This is a genomic window from Natronoarchaeum rubrum, from assembly GCF_024494695.1.
The window spans coordinates 146193-168027 of sequence record NZ_JANHDP010000002.1; the positions used below are offsets into that span (position 1 = coordinate 146193).

General features: G+C 63.3%; 21 protein-coding genes. 8 read left to right on the forward strand and 13 right to left on the reverse strand.

The features are described from left to right. Window positions 1-344: 344 nt before the first annotated feature. The 3 genes from NO931_RS04905 to NO931_RS04915 all read right to left on the reverse strand — a co-directional run bounded on the left by NO931_RS04905 (window position 345) and on the right by NO931_RS04915 (window position 3734). Window positions 345-1184 carry an IclR family transcriptional regulator gene (locus NO931_RS04905; RefSeq protein ID WP_256391515.1) on the reverse strand — a complete coding sequence of 280 codons (840 nt, stop codon included), beginning with the start codon at window positions 1182-1184 and terminating at the stop codon, window positions 345-347. Window positions 1185-1419: 235 nt separating this feature from the next. Beyond that, window positions 1420-2862 carry a 2,5-dioxovalerate dehydrogenase gene (gene xacF / locus NO931_RS04910; RefSeq protein WP_256391516.1) on the reverse strand — a complete coding sequence of 481 codons (1443 nt, stop codon included), beginning with the start codon at window positions 2860-2862 and terminating at the stop codon, window positions 1420-1422. Between the two features lie 101 nt (window positions 2863-2963). Beyond that, window positions 2964-3734 (reverse strand): IclR family transcriptional regulator, encoded by a 771-nt coding sequence (locus NO931_RS04915; RefSeq protein WP_256391517.1) that lies wholly within the window; start codon window positions 3732-3734, stop codon window positions 2964-2966. A gap of 279 nt (window positions 3735-4013) precedes the next feature. Between NO931_RS04915 and NO931_RS04920 the strand changes: the two genes are divergently transcribed. Genes NO931_RS04920 through NO931_RS04930 form a run of 3 tightly spaced genes read left to right on the forward strand, consistent with a single transcriptional unit; the run spans window position 4014 to window position 7281 of the window. Continuing rightward, window positions 4014-5126 carry an amidohydrolase family protein gene (locus NO931_RS04920; RefSeq protein WP_256391518.1) on the forward strand — a complete coding sequence of 371 codons (1113 nt, stop codon included), beginning with the start codon at window positions 4014-4016 and terminating at the stop codon, window positions 5124-5126. Window positions 5127-5131: 5 nt separating this feature from the next. Further along, the gene (locus tag NO931_RS04925; protein ID WP_256391519.1) at window positions 5132-5641 is read left to right on the forward strand and encodes a Rieske (2Fe-2S) protein; all 510 of its coding nucleotides are present in this window, start codon (window positions 5132-5134) and stop codon (window positions 5639-5641) included. Continuing rightward, window positions 5638-7281 (forward strand): BCCT family transporter, encoded by a 1644-nt coding sequence (locus NO931_RS04930; RefSeq protein ID WP_256391520.1) that lies wholly within the window; start codon window positions 5638-5640, stop codon window positions 7279-7281. The genes NO931_RS04925 and NO931_RS04930 overlap by 4 nt, the downstream gene beginning before the upstream one ends. Window positions 7282-7511: 230 nt before the next feature. On the opposite strand, the gene NO931_RS04935 is transcribed toward NO931_RS04930, so the two are convergent. From NO931_RS04935 to NO931_RS04945, 3 genes are all read right to left on the reverse strand, one after another. After that, window positions 7512-8045 (reverse strand): universal stress protein, encoded by a 534-nt coding sequence (locus NO931_RS04935; protein ID WP_256391521.1) that lies wholly within the window; start codon window positions 8043-8045, stop codon window positions 7512-7514. A gap of 51 nt (window positions 8046-8096) precedes the next feature. Then, window positions 8097-9260, reverse strand: a complete 1164-nt coding sequence (locus NO931_RS04940; RefSeq protein WP_256391522.1) for an MFS transporter — start codon at window positions 9258-9260, stop codon at window positions 8097-8099. Window positions 9261-9379: 119 nt separating this feature from the next. After that, the gene (locus tag NO931_RS04945; RefSeq protein ID WP_256391523.1) at window positions 9380-9790 is read right to left on the reverse strand and encodes an EamA family transporter; all 411 of its coding nucleotides are present in this window, start codon (window positions 9788-9790) and stop codon (window positions 9380-9382) included. A 125-nt stretch (window positions 9791-9915) separates the two neighbouring features. Here NO931_RS04945 and NO931_RS04950 point away from each other — a divergent pair, with 125 nt between their 5' ends. Further along, on the forward strand, window positions 9916-11169 hold the full coding sequence (locus NO931_RS04950) for a saccharopine dehydrogenase family protein (protein WP_256391524.1): 1254 nt from the start codon (window positions 9916-9918) through the stop codon (window positions 11167-11169). A 556-nt stretch (window positions 11170-11725) separates the two neighbouring features. Then, entirely contained in the window at window positions 11726-12082 is a 357-nt protein-coding gene (locus NO931_RS04955) for a DUF7858 family protein (protein ID WP_256391525.1), read from the forward strand. Window positions 12083-12147: 65 nt separating this feature from the next. On the opposite strand, the gene NO931_RS04960 is transcribed toward NO931_RS04955, so the two are convergent. Next, on the reverse strand, window positions 12148-12825 hold the full coding sequence (locus tag NO931_RS04960) for a ThuA domain-containing protein (RefSeq protein WP_256391526.1): 678 nt from the start codon (window positions 12823-12825) through the stop codon (window positions 12148-12150). A 155-nt stretch (window positions 12826-12980) separates the two neighbouring features. Here NO931_RS04960 and NO931_RS04965 point away from each other — a divergent pair, with 155 nt between their 5' ends. Then, complete coding sequence (locus NO931_RS04965; RefSeq protein WP_256391527.1) at window positions 12981-14000, forward strand: zinc-dependent alcohol dehydrogenase; 1020 nt, start codon at window positions 12981-12983, stop codon at window positions 13998-14000. Window positions 14001-14027: 27 nt separating this feature from the next. Here NO931_RS04965 and NO931_RS04970 read toward each other — a convergent pair whose 3' ends face one another. The 3 genes from NO931_RS04970 to NO931_RS04980 form a co-directional block, all read right to left on the reverse strand. Beyond that, window positions 14028-14660 (reverse strand): YdcF family protein, encoded by a 633-nt coding sequence (locus NO931_RS04970; protein ID WP_256391528.1) that lies wholly within the window; start codon window positions 14658-14660, stop codon window positions 14028-14030. A 9-nt stretch (window positions 14661-14669) separates the two neighbouring features. Continuing rightward, the gene (locus NO931_RS04975) at window positions 14670-15872 is read right to left on the reverse strand and encodes an aminotransferase class V-fold PLP-dependent enzyme (protein ID WP_256391529.1); all 1203 of its coding nucleotides are present in this window, start codon (window positions 15870-15872) and stop codon (window positions 14670-14672) included. A gap of 89 nt (window positions 15873-15961) precedes the next feature. After that, window positions 15962-16345 carry a RidA family protein gene (locus NO931_RS04980; RefSeq protein WP_256391530.1) on the reverse strand — a complete coding sequence of 128 codons (384 nt, stop codon included), beginning with the start codon at window positions 16343-16345 and terminating at the stop codon, window positions 15962-15964. A 218-nt stretch (window positions 16346-16563) separates the two neighbouring features. Between NO931_RS04980 and NO931_RS04985 the strand changes: the two genes are divergently transcribed. Beyond that, window positions 16564-17955, forward strand: a complete 1392-nt coding sequence (locus tag NO931_RS04985; protein ID WP_256391531.1) for a family 10 glycosylhydrolase — start codon at window positions 16564-16566, stop codon at window positions 17953-17955. A gap of 59 nt (window positions 17956-18014) precedes the next feature. Next, window positions 18015-18677: a hypothetical protein gene (locus NO931_RS04990; protein ID WP_256391532.1), complete on the forward strand. Its 663-nt coding sequence runs from the start codon at window positions 18015-18017 to the stop codon at window positions 18675-18677. Window positions 18678-18710: 33 nt separating this feature from the next. Here NO931_RS04990 and NO931_RS04995 read toward each other — a convergent pair whose 3' ends face one another. The 3 genes from NO931_RS04995 to NO931_RS05005 form a co-directional block, all read right to left on the reverse strand. After that, on the reverse strand, window positions 18711-19793 hold the full coding sequence (locus tag NO931_RS04995; protein WP_256391533.1) for an ABC transporter ATP-binding protein: 1083 nt from the start codon (window positions 19791-19793) through the stop codon (window positions 18711-18713). 74 nt (window positions 19794-19867) lie between these two features. Beyond that, window positions 19868-20806, reverse strand: coding sequence for a carbohydrate ABC transporter permease (locus NO931_RS05000; RefSeq protein WP_256391534.1), 939 nt, complete (start codon window positions 20804-20806; stop codon window positions 19868-19870). Beyond that, window positions 20807-21835 carry a carbohydrate ABC transporter permease gene (locus NO931_RS05005; RefSeq protein ID WP_256391535.1) on the reverse strand — a complete coding sequence of 343 codons (1029 nt, stop codon included), beginning with the start codon at window positions 21833-21835 and terminating at the stop codon, window positions 20807-20809. It lies immediately after the preceding gene.

Genomic DNA, 21835 nt, shown 5'->3' on the forward strand with positions numbered 1-21835 from the left:
ACGGAGAACGCTCTTTGTCAAGTTCAGATATGCGAGTTGCTTCGACGTACGGAGCACAGCTCAGTGTAGAACAATCGCGTGCCGTATGGTACGTCTCTCCCGGCCTTGTAACGTAGACCCTTTTGCTCTTGTACTCGTCTGACATCGTTATTCTTGACACACCTCCAATCTACTATCAGGAGGTATAGACACAATTAGTAACTGGCGAATATATAGGTTGTGTGCCAGAGAGAATCGCAATACGAAATAAAAATTCTTTCACGTTATTATTCCTCGACTTAGAACTCTACTCAGTCGAGAAACAAATAGAACACGGTCACGTCGGAAATCCGTGACCGTCGTGGTCAGTAATCTCGAAGGTTTATTTCTATCCGGTTTTTCGCGCCTCGTAGGCGATCCGGAAGCGTTTCGCGGTACCACTCGCCGGTCATATCGGCTGCGGGGCCGGACAGACTGACCGCGCCAGCGATCGAGTCGTCAGGGCCGACCAGTGGCACGCCGACACAGCGGAGACCCCGACCGTACTCCTCCTCGTCGAACGCGACGCCCCGGTCGCGGATCTGGTCGAGTTCCTCCAGTAGCGCTTCCTCCTCGGTGATCGTGTTGTCCGTGTAGCCGACGAGGTCGATCGAGTCCAGAAGTCGCTCGGCCCGATCGGACGACGCGTGAGCGAGTATCGATTTGCCGGTCGCCGTGCAGTGTAGGTCGTGAGCCTCTCCAGCTCGGGTCGAAAAGCGGATATCGTCGCTACCGCGAGATCGGTACAGGTACACTCCTCTCCCCCGTTCTTCGACGGCGAGATTCCCGACGAGATCCGTTCCTTCGACGAGAGTCTCTATCTGAGGCCGCGCCACCTCGAAGAGGTCAGTCCGCATCCGGGTCGTTTCGCCAATACGGAGAAACTGGAGTCCGAGCCGATAGTGTCCGTCCTCGTTGACGACGTAGCCTCGCTTCCGGAGCGTCGTTAGGTGATTGTGTACTGTGCTCTTCGAGACGTCAACCGCGTCGGCGATTTCGGTCACGCCGGCCTCGCCGGACTGTTCGAGATACTCCACCATCGAAAGGAGCGTCTCGACCGATTCGACGGGGGCGTTTGAGCGGTCCATGTTAGTCTCTCTTCTTTGGCCTGGTAATTGAAGCTTGTTCCGATATGCTGTTCTGTTCATCAGAACGATTCTATTCATTTCGTGCGGTGATACCTCACGCCATGCGTTTGAGACATGGTCTGGACGAAATCCCGGCCAAGAGTTTACAGAGTTACACGTGTAATGAATTGTCCAGTGCCCCTCGTGATCAGCCACAAACGTTCTGCTGTCCAGAACGCAGGTTTTGTCAGGTGAGTCGCTGAACTACGGAACGAGGCGCTGACAGAGTCGATCGGCAAAAAAGAGGGGTCCGTTCGGGCAAAATCGGTTGCTGTCAGTAGTTGAGATACACCGTCTTGGAGGTCGTGAAGAAGTCTAGACCGGCATCACCCTGTTCGCGCCACGTCTCGCTCGAGGAGTTTTTCGTGCCGCCGAATGGAACGTGAAGCTCGAGGCCGGTCGTCTTCTCGTTGATTTTCACGACGCCCGCGTCGATCTCGTCGACGAAGTGATTGGCCTGCGAGAGATCGTCCGTGATGACGCTCGCGGAGAGCCCGTACTGGCTGTCGTTCGCGGTCTCAACCGCTTCCTCGAAGTCGGCGACCGGGATGACGGCGACGACCGGTCCGAAGATCTCCTCTTGGGCGATCCGCATGTCCGACTTGACGTCGCTGAAAACGGTCGGTTCGACGTAGTGGCCATCGGCGTCGACATCGGGAACGCTGCCACCCGTTTCGAGCGTTGCCCCCTCTTCGTTCCCGACTTCGATGTAGTCGAGCGTCCCTTCGAGTTCGGATTCGGTGACTTGCGGTCCCATGTCCGCTTCGAGGCCCGGGCCGATGTCGATGTCCTCGGCGTAGTCAACGAGCCCCTCGACGAACTCCTCGTAGATCGATTCGTGGACTATCGCGCGCGAGGTTGCGGTACAGGCCTGCCCGGTGACGCCAAACGCGCCGCTGCCGACGATGTCGACCGCCTCGTCGACGTCGGCACTCGGCATCACGACGGCGGGGTTCTTCCCACCCATCTCGAGCTGGATCCGCGCGCCGGTTTCGGCTGCGGATTCGCGGACGATCTCGCCGACGGCCGAACTGCCGGTGAACGAGATCGCGTCGATCGACTCGTGGGACGTGATTGTCGCACCGACCTCGCTTCCAGACCCGGTGACGACGTTGAGCACGCCGTCAGGGAGGCCCGCCTCATCAAGGCACTCGGTGAGTTCGTGGACGACCGTCGGTGCTTGGGACGCCGGCTTGAGTACGACCGCGTTGCCGGCGGCCAGCGCGGGAGCGGCTTTCCACGTCGGGATGGCGATCGGGTAGTTCCACGGTGTGATAAGACCGACGACGCCGACGGGTTCGGTGACCGTTCGAAGGCGACTGGCCCGACCGCTCGGCGCCTTCGCCTCGCCCGCGAGGTCACTGGCCTTCTCCGCGTAGTAGTACAGTATGTCGACGGCGCGCTGGACTTCGCCGGATGCTTCCGGGAGCGCTTTCCCTTCCTCGCGGGTCAGCGTCTCGGCGACATCGTCCGCGCGGTCCTCCAGGAGTCCGGCGGCGCGCCGAAGGACGGCGCCGCGCTCGGGCCCGGGCGTCTCCGCCCACGCGTCCTTCGCGTCGACGGCGGCGTCGATCGCTCGCTCGGCGTCGCCCGCCGTCGATTGTGGGAACTCCCCGACGACCGACTGGTCGGCGGGGTTCCGCACGGTGAACGTCTCCGTCGATTCCGACTCGACCCACTCGCCGTTACAGTAGTTGGTGCGCTGTTGGGCAGCCATCTACGAGTATACTTTCCGTCGCCCCCACAAATAGGTTGCCCCACTGTATCGGGTCGACAGGTACCTGGGCACAGCCGCGCGAGTCCGGAAGCGCGAGCGCGTCACCGCGCGCTGTAGTTCAGTTCGATGATATTGACTGTCGACAGGAGTTCGCTCGTGAGTTCTTCTTCGACTTCCGGCTCTTCTAATCGGTGGACCGGCCCGGTCACACTGAGGCCGCCCAGAACGGTCCCGGCAGAGTCCTCGATGGCGGTCGAGAACGTCGTCATCCCCATCCTGTACTCTTCGCGGTCGAACGAGAGGCCGCTCTTTCGGATCTGCTCGAACTCGTCTTCGAGTTCGTCGCGATCGGTGATCGTGTTTTTCGTGCGGGCCGGCAGTCCGTGCTTGTCAAGGATCTCCGTCACGCGCTCGTCCGAGTAGTGAGCGAGCATCGCTTTGCCGACGCCCGAAGAGTGCATGTGAAAGTGCGTTCCGTCGGTAAAATCGTAGGAGATGCTCTGTTCGCCCTGAACGACGTCGAGTGCGACGCACATCCCGTTCTGTTCGACCGATAGCGTGACGAGTTCACCGCTAGATTTCTCGGCTAGACGGCGCACTTCAGGCTTCGCCACTTCGTACAGCGAGACGTTCTTGCGGACGCGTCCACCGAGTTCGAGAACCCGGAGACTAAGTTCGTACGTACCGCTGTCGTCCTTTACGACATACCCGAGCTGCCGGAGCGTGCTCAAGTAATCGTGAACGACGCTTCGAGGTCTGTCTATCTCCTCCGCCAGCGCCGTGACGCTGCCCTCCTGTCCCCGGTTGAGCGCGGTAACGATATCGTCCATCGTCAACAGCGCTTTGATCGGTCGGTTGGCTTCCTCATCCATACAGTGTCGATCAGTAGCACGCCCCATATACGTTCGCATTTGTCGAACGCGTCGGTTGGGTGGCTGCTCTAACGTCCCGAAACCTACCCCAAGCGTCGAAAAAGTCGGAGTACGATCGGGAATCCGTTCGACAATACCGAATTGATTGTCGGCCGTTTAAGTAAGGATCCTACAGCGAATCCATCGAATCATGGAGTTTGAGGCGCTGTATCTGCGTTTCAGTCGGTTCGGCTAGAACAAATTTTATGTATGACCATGATATTACGTCTATGTGGAACTATGACACAGGATGCTCGGGGGGCGACAGCGGACCATCGCTCCGAGTCGGAGCTGACGCTGGTCGACGCCGACATACACCAGCGATGGGCGGACGACGAAGCAATCATCCAGTACCTTCCTGAGAGGTACAAGGACGACGGGCTTGTACTACCGGAGCTCCTGTACCGGAATCCGGGGGAGTTCCTTAGGCAGGACGAGAAAACCGAGGACGGCAACAAACCCGGGTCGGACCTGCAGAAGATCGCAGAGGAGCATCTGGACGAGCACGACATCGACTACGCGATGTTGACGGGCAACTCATGGTTCAACCTCGCCGCGCTGCCGAACCGGGATTACGCCAACGAGCTGGCGCGAGCCTACAACGAGTGGCTGGTCAACGACGTTCTCCCGGTCGACGACCGGTTCATGGGATCACTGTACGTCGCGCCGAAGGCGCCGAAAAAGGCTGCTGAACTCATCGGCGAGTACGGCGATCATCCGCAGATTCGACAGGTGCTGCTTCCGGGAGGCGCTGAAATTCCCTACGGTCGCCCCCAGTACTGGCCGATGTACGAGGCTGCCGAAGAGATGAATCTCGCGATGGCGGTCCATCCGTTTTCGGAAGGGCACGGCACGAGCAATCCACCGACCGGAGCCGGCCATCCTAACAACTACATCGAGTGGCACACGCTGCTGGGCGCGTACTACATGGGTCAGCTCGCCTCGATCGTCACCGAGGGTGTCCTGGTCGAGTATCCCGATCTCCGGTGGGCATTCATCGAAGGGGGCTACGGATGGCTCCCGCACTTCATGTGGCGTCTCGACAAGAACTGGAAGGGACTCCGATCGCAGGTGCCCTGGCTGGAAGAGAAGCCGAGTCACTACATCCGCGAGAACGTCTGGTTCGCGAGTCAGCCTGTGGAGGAACCTGAACGTCCGGAGCACCACGACCAGATCCTGGAGATGATGCACGCAGACGAGATACTCATCTACGCCTCGGACTACCCGCACTGGGACGGTGACGACCCCACGTGGGGGCTTCCGCCGATGGACGACGAGATGGAGCAGGCGATCAAACACGAGAACGCGGCCGAACTGTGGGACCTGCCCACGGACGGGAGTTCACTGGAGTGATCACGATGAAAGACAAACGATTCGAGATCTGTCCGGCCGAAGAGTTCGATGCCGGCGAGCGACGTATCGTCACCCTGAACGGATTCTCGGTCGGCGTCTTCAACGTCGACGGAGAGTACTACGCGATGAAAAACGACTGTCCCCACCAGCGCGCGCCGCTCTGTGAGGGGAAACTCGGTGGCACTACGGAGTCAGACACCCCCGGCGAGTACGATTGGGTTCGACCGGGGCAGGTCGTTCGCTGTCCGTGGCACGGATGGGAGTTCGATGTCACGACAGGTGAGTCGGTATTCAATCCCCACAAAGTGAAAGCCAAGACGTTCGAGGCTCGAGTCGAGCCCTCCGAGGGCGAGGACGACTCCGCCGGCGAGCCCGAAGAAGCCGGCGACAATGACAAGAAAGCCGCCGCCGACGGCGGCTGCGAGGGTTGCGGTGTCGACCTGGAGGGCGATGATCCTCCTGTCGAGACGTACGATGTCGAGGTCGAACGGGGAACGGTGGTGGTGTACCTATGAGTACGGACTCCCAGAGTCGACTCGGCGCCTTCCGCGACGAGATCGATCCGTTCGTGTTCCTTGGCGGCGCGCTCGTCACGATTCTCGCGATCGGCTACATCGCCGCTCGGCCGGACGCCGCCGCGAAAACGCTGACGAACGCCAACAACTTCCTCTGGAGCGAACTCGGATGGATCTTCCTCTGGGCGATGTTCTTCGCCGTCGCGTTCTGCGTGTGGCTTCTGATCGGCCCGTGGGGCAAGATCAAGTTCGGCGGCCCGAACACGGAGCCCGAGTTCTCGTACTTTTCGTTCCTTGCGATGCTGTTTTCCGCGGGGCTCTCGACCGGTCTGGTCTTCTACGGCCCTGCCGAGGCGCTGTTCCACTACTCTTCGGGGCCGCCGTTCTTCGGCGCCGAGGCCCAGAGTGCCGCGATCGTCCCGGACGCAGTCCAGTACACGATGCTCCACTGGGGCATCTCCCCGTGGTCGGCGTATCTCGTGGTCGGCATCACGATCGCGTACTACGTTCACCGCAAGGGCGCACCGATCAAACCGTCGACGGTGTTCGCCCCTTTCATCGGCGTTGAGAATCTCGATAAGAAGTGGGTCAAGCCGCTCGACCTGCTGATGGTCGTCATCTCGGTCGGCGGCGTCGCCGTCTCGCTCGGGTTCGTCGTCACCCAGTTCCTCGCCGGGCTGAGCTACAACTACGGCGTCGAGTTCGGCAACCTCGGGACGATACTGGTGACCGTCGGTCTGACGGTCGGCTTCACGGCCTCCGCAGCACTCGGAGTCAAGCGCGGAATCCGACGCGTCTCGACGTTTAACATGTACCTCTTCGCGTTCCTCCTCGCAGTCGCATTCCTGTTCGGTCCGACCGCGTTCCTGCTCAGTACCGGCACTGAGGCGCTCGGCGGGTACGTCAACGACTTCGTCAGCATGAGCCTTTACACGAACGCGGCCAACGCAAGCGAGTGGGTCGGTGCCTGGACCGTCTTCTACTGGGCCTGGTGGTTCTCGTTCGCGCCCATGATCGGCATCTTCATCACGCGCATCTGTCGCGGTCGCACCATCCGGCAGGTCGTCTTCGCAGGACTCGTCGGTACCACCGCCGCCTCGTTCCCCTGGTTCATCGTCATGGGGGGATCGTCGCTGTGGGTCCAGACGCGAGGCTCGCTCGACCTGCTCTCGATCGTGTTCGAGCAGGGACGCGAAGTTGCCGCCTTCCCGCTCTTCGAGACGCTCATGCCCTTCGGGGGGCTCTTCGCAGTCGCCTACCTCGTGCTCGTGCTCACGTTCCTGATCACGACCGTCGACTCGACGACGCTGAGCCTGGCGATGTTCACCACCGACGGGAGCGAGAACCCCTCGACCGCCAACCGCGTTACCTGGGGCGGGCTCGTGGGACTGCTCTCCTCGCTCCTGCTCATCAGCGGCGGGCTCGCGGCGCTCAAGGACTTCGTCGTCCTGCTCGGATTCCCCATCGCGTTCGTCATCGGACTGTGTATCATCGGCCTCGTCATCGAGTTCGAACAGCTCCACCCCGTGTTGCTGACCGAGCGCTACGAGGGCGACGCTCCCGAGGACGAAGATCAGCAAACGGTCGCGGGGCTCCTCTCGGATCGTCGGCCAACCTGGATGGGGGGTGCTGACGACTGAGCGCTGTACTATCACGGTCGCGTGGTTGACTGACGCCTTTTCGATCGACACGGTCCTTACACACATTCGAGTCGGAACCGCTCGATAACGACTACGTCATTCTCCAAGCAGCGTCTGCGCTCTGGACACTTCATCACGGCACACGGCGGTGGCGTAGCACGGCGCCGTTCGTGCGACTAGCGTTCGCCGTTCCATCGTGGCACCCGCTCAGGAAAAAAGAAGCGACCGAGTCACTCAATGGCGACGTTAACCACCGGCGCGGGCGAGTCGAAGATCACATCCTGCGTGACGCTTCCGAACAGTGCCTTTCCGGTCGGCGAGCGCTGTCGTCCTCCGATGACGACGTAACGTGCGTCCTCGTCGTCGGCGTACGACGAGATCTCAGTGCCGGGATCTCCGACGCGTACCGATATTTGGGGGTCCGGTAGGTCTGGGCCCTCCAGTGCCCGGTCCACGATGTTCTCACCGACTTGCTGGACTTCGTAGTTGTCGGTCAGATCTTGTCCCTCGACGTCTTTTTCGAGCACTTCGACGAGTTCCGACCGTTCGAGGACGTGAATTGCGTGCAACTCCTCGTCGAGATCGTCCGCGAGCGTCTGAGCCTCCTTGAGGACGGTCGTCGCTCTGTCCGAATCGTCGATGGCTGCTACGATCGCCATACGTGGTAAACACGACCAACCCGCAAAGATGTTTCGGCGGCGCGAGAGGTCCGCTGTGAGCGAGTCGCTGCCGTCGACCCATCGCCCAGTGACAATCGAGTGCATCGCGGGTACCGCCACTGCAAGTGTCGACTAACTGTCAGCTGGCGCCCGCGCTTACCGGCGCCCGAGCCAGAGCAACGCGAGCACAGTCAGGCCGAAACAGATCAAGAGGCTCGAAAACGACGCCGTGTAGCTAAATCGAGTGGCGACGGTCCCGACGTACGCCGGGCCGAGACTGCCGACGGCGAAGTACACCGCCCGCAGCGCGCCGAGATCGCTGCCGATCGTCTCCCGGGCGAGGACGTCGGTCAGATAGACGAACATGACCGGCCAGATCGTGGTCAGGCCGACGGCGAAGACGAACAGTCCGACGCCGAGGCCGACGAGTGAATCGGTCCCGACGATGGCGGCGAGCCCGACGATTCCAAACCCCGTCGCGCCGAGACCGAGATCGATCGGGGTCCACCGCTCGCAGAGGGCACCGGCGATCGGCGTAACGAGCGCTCCGACGAGAAATATGCTCGCGAACGCGGCCGTCGCCTGGAACGCGGTGAACGATTTCTCGGCGCGGAGAAACGCTGGCAGGAAACTCGCACTTCCCTGCCAGATAAAGTTGAACACGGCCAGAACGAACAGGATCGCGTACGTCTCCCGGGAGCGAAACAACCGGGTACCGACGGACTGCACGTCGAGTGGCACACGCGAGATGGCGTACGGCTCGCGATTGAGTCGGTGGCCGCTGACGACGAGGACGCCGAGCAGCGCGACGACGGGCGCGAAGGCGGCCCGCCACGCGGCGGCGCCGACGACGATGGCAGCCAAAACCGCCGAAAGCGCGCTTCCGAGGTTGACGGCGGCATCTCTGATGCCGAGGGCCTGCCCGCGGTTCTCGTCGAAGAGCTCCTGCAGAAGTACGATTCCCGCCGGTTCGAACGTTCCGTATCCGAATCCGATGAGTCCGATGGCGACGATAAACATCGGGAACGCGTTCGAGACCACGAGCAAGAGAAATCCCGCGGCCATCACACATTGGCTCGCAAGCAAGACGACGTTCGACGACAGTCGCTCGGAGTAGCGACCACCAGGATACTGCGCGAGGGCATTGCAAGCCCACATGAACGATATCGATCCGCCGGCTTCGGCGGCAGTGATGCCGAAGTCGTCGATTATCTCCGGCAGCATCGGCGCGATGACGAGAATGCCGGACAGGGAGACGACGATTCCGAGCGCGTGTACGTTCAGTCGCTTGCCGCTGTAACCGTATAACGTCTCTAACATCGACGACCGATGTCCGGTGAGGTCGCCGTCTTTGACCACGACCACGTCTTCACGGCCGCTACTGTTCTCGACCGCGGTCCGCAGTTATCGGCTTGCTGTGGCGTCGGTGTCTCCATTGGCTATCTCGAAAGCAAGATGACCGCGACGACCGCGAAGCCGAGGCCGGTGATTTCGACCATCGTCAGCGATTCGTCGAGGAAGACGACCGCCAGAATCGCCGTCCCGAGAATGTACATTCCGCTGATGCTGGTTGCGATGGCCGCGGAGCCTGACCCGAGGGCGAGGTAGTACGCGATCGTCCCGCCGCCGAGAAAGAGGCCCGCAACCAGTGCGACGCCGATACTGCCCGGCGCGGCGACGATCGCATCCCCGCTGAACAGAACGTACGTCACGGCGACGCCGATTCCGGCCGTATACGTGTAGACGACTGCCTGCTCCGCCGGGAGGCCGCCCGTTGCGACCTTTGCGAGAAACGCCCATCCGGTGTACAGAAGCATAGCTCCGACTGCGAAGGTGATGGTCTTGCTCATCCGTGTTTCAGCGCTCTCAGTCGGGACGGATAGATGTTACGCAGCCGGGTATCGCTGCGAGCGGCGTATCATACGTCGGCGGGCCGTAGTTTTATATTGATTCAGGTTCACAATCGAGTGAGTACATGAGTAGCAAGACTGTCGTGCTAGGCGGTTCTGGCGCGATGACGTCAGGATGCGTCTATGACCTTCACCAGACAAGTGACTTCGACGAAATCGTCGTCGCGGACGCTGACGAAGAGAACGCTCGTCGTCTCGTCGAGCTCATCGATGACGACCGCGTTCGGTTCGAGCCGGTCGATGCGACCGACACGGCTGACCTCGTACGCGTCCTCGAGGGGGCCGACTACGTCGTCAACGGGCTTCCGTACCCCTTCGAGGAGAACGTCCTCGACGCGATGCAGGAAGTTGGCGATCTCACGGGCGTCGACCTGAACGCGTTCGACTTCGACGAGGTGCTCGATCGATCCGAGGAGTTCGCCGAGGCGGGCAACTCGCTGTGGTTCGCCAACGGCGGCCTCGTGAGCACCATCGCGCTCGGGATGGTTGCCTGCGATCGCTTCGACGACGTGTCCGATGTCAACTTCTACTGGGGGATGTGGCGCCTTCTCACCCAGACGACGCCAGGACTGACCGATACGGTTACTTACGAACACGATCCTGATGTCGACGAGCGGGCCAGGTGGGAAGACGGTGAAGTTATCGACGACCTGCCGGCGTTCAGCCAGCAGCGGACGTTCGAGTTCCCGGAGCCGATCGGCGAGGAAGAGACGTACGTCATCTCCCACCCGGAACCGATCACGTTTCCCGAGGCGCCGGTCGCACAGGAGAAGAACGTCGACCGCATCATCACGCGCGGCGCGTGGCACGACGAGTGGAAGCGATACGAGCGAACGCTCCACGCGGCAAACGCCTTCGAGACGGACGCCGTCGAGGTCGACGGAGCGGAGGTCGACCCGGTCGAAGTGATGCAAGAGCAAGTGAAATCACAGGGGATCGAACTCGAAACCGAGTGGAAGCCCCCCGAAGAACTCTCCCCGGAAACCGAGTGGACGCCACAGACCATCCTCTCGGCCGAGGTGACCGGGTCGGTCGACGGTCGCGACGATCGTGCAGTCTTCCACTTCGAACAGCCGTTCCCGTTCTTCGACGGGAACGATATCACGCTGATGCGCGAGTACGGCTGTTACGTCGGCGTCCCGCTGTCCGTGACGCTACAGCTCATGGCCGACGGTGCAGTCGACGAGGACGGCATCTTCATCACCGAGACAAGCGGTCTCGACGCGGACCGCTACTTCGAGGAGATGGAAGCCCGCGGATTCGATCTCGTCGCCGAACAGGTTCCCGAACAGGCCATTCCCGCAAAGAATCAGGACTGATCGACAGGCGCGCTGACCGGGTGCCGCGCTCCCGGTAGCTTTCAGTGTATTTTTGGAGCCTTCGGGACCCAATCCAATTCTGAGTTAAAATTATTGATAAGTTTATTCAGGAATACTATGGAGTGTGGTGATTACTGAAGCTTATGTATTCTGAAAATATATCTTTAAACTCTGTCAATTTGGGTCAAGTGAGTCCGGAACTCCGTCTGGAACTGGATCGGACTGTCCGAATGCTGAACCTACGAAAAAGATCCTGGCAGTTCGATCGAAACGGACATTTATTACCGATAGGGGATCTCTCTCTCTCGGATTTGTATTCGGACAAATTTCGACCACTGCCAATCGATTGGTGGTTTCAGTGCTGCTCTTCTAATCCCTCGAAACGCTTTCTTATGGCTCAAAAATAGCTTTCTCTGTTTTGGTCACTGGAATTTCGCCTGCAACTACCGCACTCCACGAAGTGATCGATCCAGCTACCGATTCAAAACATAATATATCTTGGAGTAGCTACAAAATATATTAAATATTTCATTTTGAAGTAGCTGTGATTGTAGCTATGACATCCATGTGTGTATGTTGGAGTTTCTCCTGTAGGAACTACGTAGTGTGTTACCTATTCGGGATTGGAATTAACCCGATGCTTTCGGAGATCGCCGCCGGCATCGAGGTGACCGCCGAGCAGCGCGAGCGCGGCGTCGCGACGGTCGACGGTACCGACGACGATCTGGCCGGCCCGGTGTGCGACGCCGAGGCCGAACTCCCCTGCTCGGCGGACGCCGCGGCGGCGGTCGTGCGCGCCTACACGGCAGGCGCGAGCGTCGGCGACGCCGCCGGCGAGGCTGGCGCTGTTCAGACATGCCAGCCGCTACCGCTCGACCCGATAAAAAATGCGACGGATGTGTCGAGAAACTAATTCCGGAATCGACGGCGCCGGGAGAATGCGGAACTGACACGCGGACGCGATATCGGATGCTCCGCTTACGAGTTGGCGCCGCTGCCCGCCCACAGGGCCGCGTTCGTCAGAATCTCTCGGATCGAGGGATGGTGGTAGATTCGGAACGTCTCATGGCCGGGCCGAACGTACGCACCGCGTCCCGCGCCGAACGTGAACGTCACGACGGATCGAAACTCGCCGCCTTCGGGGAACGTGCTCCGACAGACGACGTCGTCGGGCTCGGGCACGTCGAACGGTTCGCCGAACATCTCCGTTTCCGGGAGCGCGAAGTCGTCGACGCCGTCGGCGATCGGGTGGTTCGGCGCTTCGACCTCGATGATCTCGGGTTCGCCCGGATCCTCCCAGCGGGCCTCTCCCAGATCACCAGACGTCCCGAGGAGGCGTGTGAACGGCCGCGCGTAGTGAGCGGAGTGGAGCGCGACGAAGCCGAGGCCGTCCTCGCGAACGGCGGTTTCGACGCGGTCGACCGTCTCCTCGGTTACGTCGTCGTGGCGAAGGTGCCCCCACCAGAACAGCACGTCGGCCCAGTCCAGGTCGTCCTCGCCGACGCCCTGCTCGGGCGCTTCGATCCCCGTCGCTCGGGCGACGATCCGGTTCTGCTCGTTCAGGTGTTCCGCAACGGTCGCGTTGATTCCGTTGGGATACGCGTCTTTGGGTGCGGTCTCTTCGGACCAGACGAGTACGTTGAGCGGGTCGGACATGTGCGCTGGTTCCGGAAAGTGACCCAATACTCTTTCTACTTATCTGGCGCCTGACTATCCATCCGTAGTAAAGCGCTCCGACGGGTCGGTCCTCCGATCGCGTCTACTACTTGCTGCTAGGTTTTAACCGGTGGACTCGCGAGTGGTAGACGAGAATGAGAGCGATAGTCACGGACGGGGAGGAGTCGGTGTGGGAGGAGACCAGAGAGCGACCCGAACCGGGCCCGGGCGAGGCGCTGGTGAAGATCCGCGCCGTCGGCATCTGCGGGAGCGACGTCGGACTGATTCACGGCGAAGGGCCGCCGTGGACGCGCTACCCGCTGGTTCCGGGCCACGAGGTCTGTGCGGAGGTCGCGGAGCTCGGCGACGGCGTCGACGAGCTGTCGGTCGGCGATCGAGTCTCGTTGCACGGGTTTATTTACTGTGGCACCTGCCGAGCCTGCCGCGAGGGGCGGTACTACCAGTGCGACGAGCTCAAGGAGGTGGGGTTCACCGTCGACGGCGGCTACCGCGAGTACGCCGCCCTCCCCGTCGAGACGCTCCGGCCGCTCGAAGACGACATCACGGATCTCGAAGCGACGCAGATCGACTCCGCGGCCTGCACGCTCCACGCGATGCAGCGCGTCGAGACGAGCTACACCGACACCGCCGCCGTCCTCGGCCCGGGGTCGCTGGGACTGTTCGGCGTGCAGTTGCTGAAGGCAAAAGGCGTCGAGGACGTCGTGCTCACGGGCACCCGCGAGGAGCGCCTCGCGGTCGGAGAACGCTACGGCGCCACCCGGACGATTAACGTCCGCGAGGAAGACCCGGTCGAGGCGCTACGCGAGCACACCGACGGGCGCGGCGTCGACCTCTGCGTCGAAGCTGCCGGCGCTGGCGACGTGGTCAACACCTGCCTGAAAGCGACCAAAAAGCGCGGGTCGGTCGTACTCACGGGCGTCTTTGATGGGAAGCGCGAGATCGATCCGAACGACATCGTCGCGAAGGAACTGGAGGTCGTCGGGGGCGTCACGGCGGCTCACGCGGTCGAGGACGTCGCCGCGCTGTTCCGGCGGGGCGACCTGAGCGTCGACGGCGTCGTCACCCACGAGTTCGACCTCGCGGAGTACGAGGACGCGCTCGACACGGTGATGGAGCGCCGCGACGGCGTCATCAAGGCGGTACTGCGACCCTGAGTTCCGGGCCGGGGAACCCCCGAAGTCCTACTCGTCGCCGGGCGGCGCTGGTCGGTTGCAGTCCGGCGCGTCGTACCCCTCCGTCTCGGCCAACCGCCACCGGATCGCGTCGACGTTGCCCGGGTCGATCGGGGCGAAAAACTCGCGAGCGCGGCGGAAGCTCTCGCGCTCGGCCTCGCGGCGGCGCCGGTCGATCGCTCCCTCGTCGTGGCACCGGTCGGCGTCGATCTCGACGCCGTCGCCGAAACACTGTTCGAAGACGTACGCGGCGCGCTCGGCGTGGTAGCACGAGGTGACGACGCTGACGGCGTCAACTCGTCGGTCGAGGGCGTCGACGACCCGGCGCACGTAGAAGCCGTTCTCGATCGTGTCGTCGGCCTCGGATTCGAGCAGCACGCGGTCGGGATCGACGCCGCGTTCGACTGCGTACCGGCGCATGAGCTCGGCCTCGGTCAGGTCGACGGCCGGGTTCGTCGCGGCGCCGGAGACGACGAGATACTCGGCGTCAGTCTCGTCGAGCGCGTCGATCGCTGCGTCCATCCGTCCGGCCAGCGCGTCGTGGATCTCGGTCGACTGGAGCTGGTGGCCGAGCGCGGCGACGACGCGGATGGTCTCGGCGTCGGTGCGGGAGGCGCGTCGGTCCTCCGCCGTTCGGGTCACGAGCTCACCTCAAAGCCGCGCACGGATACGTTCGAGGACGTACTCGACCTGTTCGTCGGGCAGGCACATCGGGTTGATCGTGAAGCGGGCCTCGTCGAGTTCGTCGGCGCCGACGAAGATCCGCGGCGTCTCTTCGCGGAGGCCCCGGACGAGTTCGGCGGTGGTGACGGGCGCTTCGGCCTCGTCGACCGTTACGGGCACTGTGGGCGCCACGTCGGTCTTCTCGGCGGCGGTGACGCTCGTCGACAGTGCGGGCTCCTCGGCGAGTTCCCCGGCGATGCGCTCGGCGCGGGCGCGCCACTCGGCTTTGCGAGCCTCGTGGTCCTCCTCGACGAACAGTTCGAGCGCGCGAATTATGCCGACGAGCTCCTCCTTGCCGACCTTCATGCCGCGGCCGATCCCCTGGCGCGGCACGCCGGCGAGCTTCTCGGTGTCGATCACGCCCTCGGGGGGCACGTAGGCGTCCTCCGCCGCGTGCATGTCGAGATGCTGGAGCGCAGCGGAGCGGATCAGGTCCTCGCGTCCGGCGAGGATGCCGGTGGTCTGGGGGCCGCGGATCGCCTTCCCGCCGCTGAAGGCGACGAGGTCGACGCCGAGGTCGATAAAGCGCTCCAGATTCTCGACGGGCGGCAACTCGGCGGCGGCGTCGACGATCACCGGCACGTCGTTGTCGTGGGCGACCTCGACGACGGCTTCGAGCGGCGGGGTGGTGTAGGCCTTCTGGACGTACGCGACCGCCGCGGTGTCCTCGCCGATCGCGGCGTCGATCTCCCACAGCTCGGTGTTCTCCGACCCCGTTCCGAGGTACGCGTCGTTCGCACCCACGTCGACGAGCTCGGCGCCGGCGACGCGGTAGGCGTGGTCGTAGCCCGTCCTGTGTGTTCGGGGAACGACGATCTCGTCAGCCAGCCCCTCGGTATCGGGCAGCGACGCCGTCGCCGAGAGGTCGTCGCCGGCGATGCAGGCCGCCGCGGCGAGCGTCATGCAGGCGCTGGCGCCCGAGGCGACGTAGCCCGCTTCGGCGCCCGTCACGTCCTGAATCAGATCAGAGGCTCTGGCTTGCAGATCCGAGATGCGAGCGAAGCCCTCGGCGGCGCGGCGCATCGCGTCGGCCGCTTCCGGCCGGATCAGGCTCCCGCCGATGCGGGTCTTCGTACCGGTCGCGTTGATCACTTCTGGCACGTCGAGTTCCTCGTAGACGGAGTCGGTCATACCTGTGGCTTGCGCCGAGCGCCCTTTAGTCCACCCCTGGATGGTAAGCGCTCGGCGCGCGTTGGGATGCTGAACGGGAACCGCCTGCCTCAGGCGTCCGGCGCGCTCGCGATCACTTCGATCTCGACTTCGATGTCGACCGGCAGGTCGGCCACCTCGACCGCGCTGCGAGCGGGGTACGGCTCCGAGAAGTGCTCGGCGTACACCTCGTTGACGGCGTCGTAGTTGTCCATGTCGCGGACGAACACGGTCGTCTTGACGACGTCGTCGAGGCTCGCGTCGGCGGCGCGCAACACGGCGTCGACGTTCGCCAGCGTTCGGCGCGTCTCGTCTTGCACGTCGCCCTCGATGATCTCGCCCGACTCGGGATCGATCGGCCCCTGTCCCGAGACGAAGATGCGGTCGCCGTCGCGAACACCCTGCGAGAACGGTCCGATGCTCGCCGGCGCTTCGTCGGTGCTGAGTTCTTCCATACTGTTCGCGTCACCCTCCGGGGTTACGAATCTTACCAAATATAATTGTCATTATTGCCCGACGGCCGCGTCGACAGCGGCGGAATTCCGGGAAGAAGCTGGCCGATTATTTATAAGAAGAACTCGATAGAGACAGTGCTTTAGATAAATGCATTCTTAAAGTATTAACTTAGAGTAACGTATTTTGTGAATGCCACTCACGGTAGAACTGGATCGATATGTCAGACGACGATTCAAGAGCGGCGACACGACGAACCGTACTGTCCGGACTGACCGCGAGCGCCCTGGGAGTTGCGGGCGCCGGCCAGGCGAGCGCTCGCGGGCGCGGACCGAACCGGGATACCGAGGTCTCGGGCGTGGTGCGCGGCGTCGTCGAGGACGGCGCGATCAAGATCGGCGGCCGGCGGGCGTCGATCTCGGGGACTGACCCGAGCTACCAGCTCGACGGCGTGAAGTCGGGCGAGCGGCCCGTTCAGGTGTTCGAACGAAAGGGCCGGACGAACCAGATCCGGGAGAGCGGGAATCTGGTCCACAAGGATCGCCTGTCGATCGAGGGCGACGAGACCTACGACGTCACCGTCGACGCGATCAGGTACACGTACGTCCGACCGCCGACCGACATCGAGGAGATGAAGGCGACGGTCGACGAGCTGGCCGAGGCAGGGATCACGGACCTGTTCGTGGAGACGTTCTTCCACGGCCAGACGATCTACCCCAGCGACGTCGCGACGGAGAAAGACTACGCCGACGACTACTACGACGAACTGCTCGACCACGCCCACCGGCGCGGGATGCGGATCCACGCCTGGATCGAGACGCTGTACTGGTACAACCTCCGGTACATCGGCGATCCGCCCGCGGGCCACCTGCTCGACGGCGACGACCCGGTCGAGGTCGGCGGCGAGGAGTACACCGTCGACGGCGACCTCGTGACGGTCGACGCCGACGGTGAGATTCAGGCCGAGGGCGGTAAGGCGTTCGTCTCGCCGTTCTCGGAGGAAGTCGTCGGGACGCTCGAGGACCTGCTCGCAGAACTCGACGCGCGCTACGACGTCGACGGCATCTCGCTGGATTACATCCGGTTCCCCGGCGGGACCGCACCGTGGGCGCCGCGGACGTACGGGTACGAGGACGTCGGTCCCTACGAACCGGAGATGAGCGACGCCGAGCTTCACGACCGGCGGGTCGACGCCGTCACCGACCTCGTGGGGACGCTCGGCGACGTCGTCGACGACGACACGGTGTTCTCGGCGTCGGTGTTCCCCGGCTACTACACCAGCAGCGATCAGGCGTTCGAGTACAACAAGTCCCAGGACTGGCAGACCTGGATCGACGAGACGCGGATCGACTGGTTCAACGCGATGTGCTACGCGCTGGCGCCGAACGACCTCGAACGGACCCTCGAAGCCCGCCGCGAGGAGATCGAGTTCGTGATGGACGCCCAGCGCGGCGACGTCACCGTCACGCCGCTGGTCGCGATCACGTCGGGCCACCCCGATCTGGGACTGCAGTACGACGAACTTCTCGAGGACGAAATCGGTGCGGGCTACGGGCTCTGGAAGGCGCCGGCCGCGCTCGACGACGACTCCTACGACGGCGAGGTACCGTAGGGTAGCCCCCTGACATCGTACCGTCATGCTATTACAGGAGCGCTCGGAGGTGTTCATCGATGGGAGTCTCGCCGGCGTCGCTCGACCGATCGTTCCGTGAGTCGATCCGCTCGGGGTACAACAACGCCGTCGCGTTCCTGACGCTGTCGCTGCTGGGCGCGCTGGCGACGGTCCCGGTCGCCACCGTCGGTCACGCCGTGTTCGGCGTCACGTACGCTGTCGGCGTGATCCTCGCTCGCGGGACGCCCCACACGGCTCGCGAGGCCGCGGGACTGTTCGCCGAGGGCGTCCGCCGGAACGCGGCTACCGGCGCGTTACTCACGGCGGCGATCGCCGTAGCGGGCGCCGTACTCGCGGGCAACGTCCTGGTGATCACGTCGCCGAGCGCGGCCGTGGCGCTCGTCGCGCTCGCGGTCGTCTCGACGGCGCTGATCGCGGCGGGGCTCGTCGTGCTGGTCGTCGCGGTCGCGCTCGTCGCCTGCGGACAGTCGGTCCGCGCGGGCGTCCGGGACGCCGCCGTCCTCGTCGCGTCGAACCCCGGCTACGCGCTCGTGATCGGCCTCGTCGTGGCGTCGCTGCTCGCGCTGGGCGCGCTGACGCTCGGGGTCGGGTGGGCGGTCGTCGGATTCTCGTTTACCGCCGGGTTCGTCCTCCTCGCGACCGCGCACGCGTACGAGGAACGCGCCGGCGAGAATCCGCTGGAGGCACTGGCTGGCGAGTGAGGACGTCCGCACGGAAGTAGAGAAGCGTCGGCGTCAGTCGAAGCGGTCGCCGCTCGCGGCGTCGAACAGGTGGACGCTGTCCCGATCGAAGCGCAGTCCGATCGCGTCGCCTTCCTCGACGGTCGTGTCGGTCTCGAGTATCGCGATCACGTCGTCTCCGTTGGGGAGAGTCACGTGGGCCTCGAAGTGCGATCCGAGCAGTTCGACGAGGCGCACGGTCCCGTCGACGTCGCCCTCGCCGGGCGCGACGGTCGCGATGTTCTCGGGGCGAACGCTCAGCACCGCTTCGCGTCCCGCGGGGACCGAGACCCCGTTCAACGCGATCGGATCGGCGTCGCCCCCGATGACGAACCCGTCGGTCGCGATCTCGCCGTTGAAGAAGTTCATCGACGGCTCGCCGATGAAGTCCGCGACGAAGCGGTTCGCCGGATTTTCGTAGACGGTCTGGGGCGGGCCGACCTGCTGGATCTCGCCGCGGTTGAGGATCACGATCTTGTCGGCCATCGTCATCGCCTCCTCCTGGTTGTGGGTGACGTAGATCGTCGTCGTCCCCAGCTCGGCGTGGAGCTCCTGTAGCTCGATGCGCATCTCCCGGCGGAGCTTGGCGTCGAGGTTCGAGAGGGGCTCGTCCATCAGGAACACCTCGGGATCGCGGACGATCGCCCGCCCGAGCGCGACGCGCTGGCGCTGTCCACCCGAGAGGTCGCCGGGGAGCCGATCGAGCAGGTCGCCGATGCCCATCATCTCGGCGGCGTCCGTGACGATGTCGGTGGCCTCCTCGCCGGTGATCCCACTGCGCTGTTCGAGGGGGAACGCCATGTTCTCTTTGACGGTCATGTGGGGGTACAGCGCGTAGTTCTGGAACACCATCGCGATGTCTCGCTTGCGCGCCGGCTGGCCGGTGACGTTCTCGTCGCCGAACAGCACCCGCCCCGTCGTGGGCTGGAGCAGCCCCGAGAGGATCTCCAGGGTCGTCGACTTGCCACAGCCCGAGGGGCCGACCAGCACGACGAACTCGCCGTCCTCGATCTCCAGGTTGACGTCCTCGACGGCGACCGTCGCGTCGTTGCCTTCGTAGTACTGATGCGTGATCTCGTTTAGCGTGACCGATGCCATGTGTTAGCTGTCGTATCGTAGACGCGAGCGGCGACCGTGCCGCCCGCAGTAGTCGTTCGGTCGATCGGTGCGACTCATCCTTTGACTCCGCTGAGCTTGATGCCTTGGACGTAGTACTTCTGGAGCGCGACGAACAGCGCGATCACGGGCAGCGACGCGATCGCCGTCCCCGTCATCAGCGCCGCGATGTCCTGCTCGAACCGGCCCTGGAACTGCGCCAGCGCCACCTCTAGCATGTACATCGACGAGTCCGAGGCGACGAGCAACGGCCAGAGGAACGCGTTCCACGTCCCGATGAACGTGAAGATCGCCAGCGTCGCCATCGCGGGCTTGCTCATCGGGATGACGATCTTGTAGAACACCTCGAAGCGGGTGCAGCCGTCGACCATCGCCGCCTTTTCCAGACTAGTGGGGATCGTCTCCATGAACTGCTTCATCAGGAAGATCCCGAACGCGCTGGCGGCGAAGGGCAGCGCCATCCCGAGGTGCGTGTTCAGCAGCCCGAGCTGGCTGACGATCACGTACAGCGGAACGACCGTGACCTGCTCGGGGATCATCAGCGTCGCCAGGATCAGCATGAACAGCACCCGGCGGAACGGGAACTCCATCTTGGCGAACACGTAGCCCGCGAGCGTGTCGAAGAACACGTTGAACACGGTCACGCCGACCGTGACCACGAGCGTGTTGAACAGCACGCGGGTGAAGTCGAACTTGGTGAACACCCGCTCGTAGTTGTGGGGTCCCCACTGGAGCGGATCGGCGGGGAGGAACTTCGGCGGGATCTGGCGGACCGTGTACGGCTCCATCATCGAGACGCTGATCATGTAGAGGAACGGCCCGATCATCACGGCGGCGATGAGAAGCACCGTCGCGACGTACGCGCCGGTCGTCGCCCAGTCTCGAAGCCGCTCTTCCCGCGACGGCTCGTCGGGGCGCAGCGGCGGTTCGACGTCGATGTCGAACTCCGAATCGGCGTCCGCGTCGGTCGACGCCGAGCTCGAAGCGCCCGCCATTCAGTAGCTCACCTCCGTGTTCAGATAGCGCATGTTGATGATGGTGATGACGAAGATCACGGCGAACAGCACGAACGACATCGCGCTGGCCTCGCCGATCTGGAAGTCGCTGAACGCCGTCTCGTAGATGTAGAAGACGGCGACGCTGGTCTGGAACCCGGGCCCGCCGTCGGTCATCACGTACACCTGCGTGAACACCTTGAACGAGCTGATCGTCGACATCACGACGACGAACAGCGTCGTCGGCATCAGCAGGGGCCACGTGACGTTGCGGAATCGTGCGAGCCGGCCGGCGCCGTCGACGCGGGCCGCCTTGTAGAGACTCTGGGGAAGCCCCTGCAGCGCCGCGAGGTACAGCAGCATGTTGTACCCCACGCCCTTCCAGACGGTCATCGCGACGATCGCGAGCATCGGATACTCCTCGAGCCAGACCGTATCACCGGGTAGCCCGAGCGCCCCGAGCACGTAGTTCAACAGCCCGTAGGACGGGTTGTAGATGAACGTGAACACCAGCGAGACGACGACCATCCCGGTGACGACCGGCAGGAAGTACACCGTTCGAAGGTACTTGATGCCCCGCAGCTTGCGGTTGACCAGCAGTGCGAGGGCCAGCCCGCCGAGCACGTTCAGCGGGACCGCCAGCAGCCCGAACACGACGTTGTTTTTCAGGGCCGCGAAGAACGGGTTGTTCAGCGGATCGAACAGTATCTCGAAGGCCGCCATCGGCCCCGTCGAGACGAGCACGCCGGCGGCCTCGGCGAGCGGTTCCCAGACGATCGCCCGGTAGTGTTCGAGCCCGATCCAGGTGTAGGTGTCGGCGAACAGGTACGCGTCGTGAAGCGAAAGCCACAGCGCGTACACGATCGGCAGAAACACGAACCCCAGAAACGCGATCAGGTTCGGCGCCAGCATCGTGTACGCCGCGAGCGTCTCGAGTTTGCTGTAGCGGCCCAGACTGAGCGCTGCACGTTCGATTCTGCGACCGAACCCCTCCTCGCGCGGCGTCTCGAGTGTCGATTGCTCAGCCAT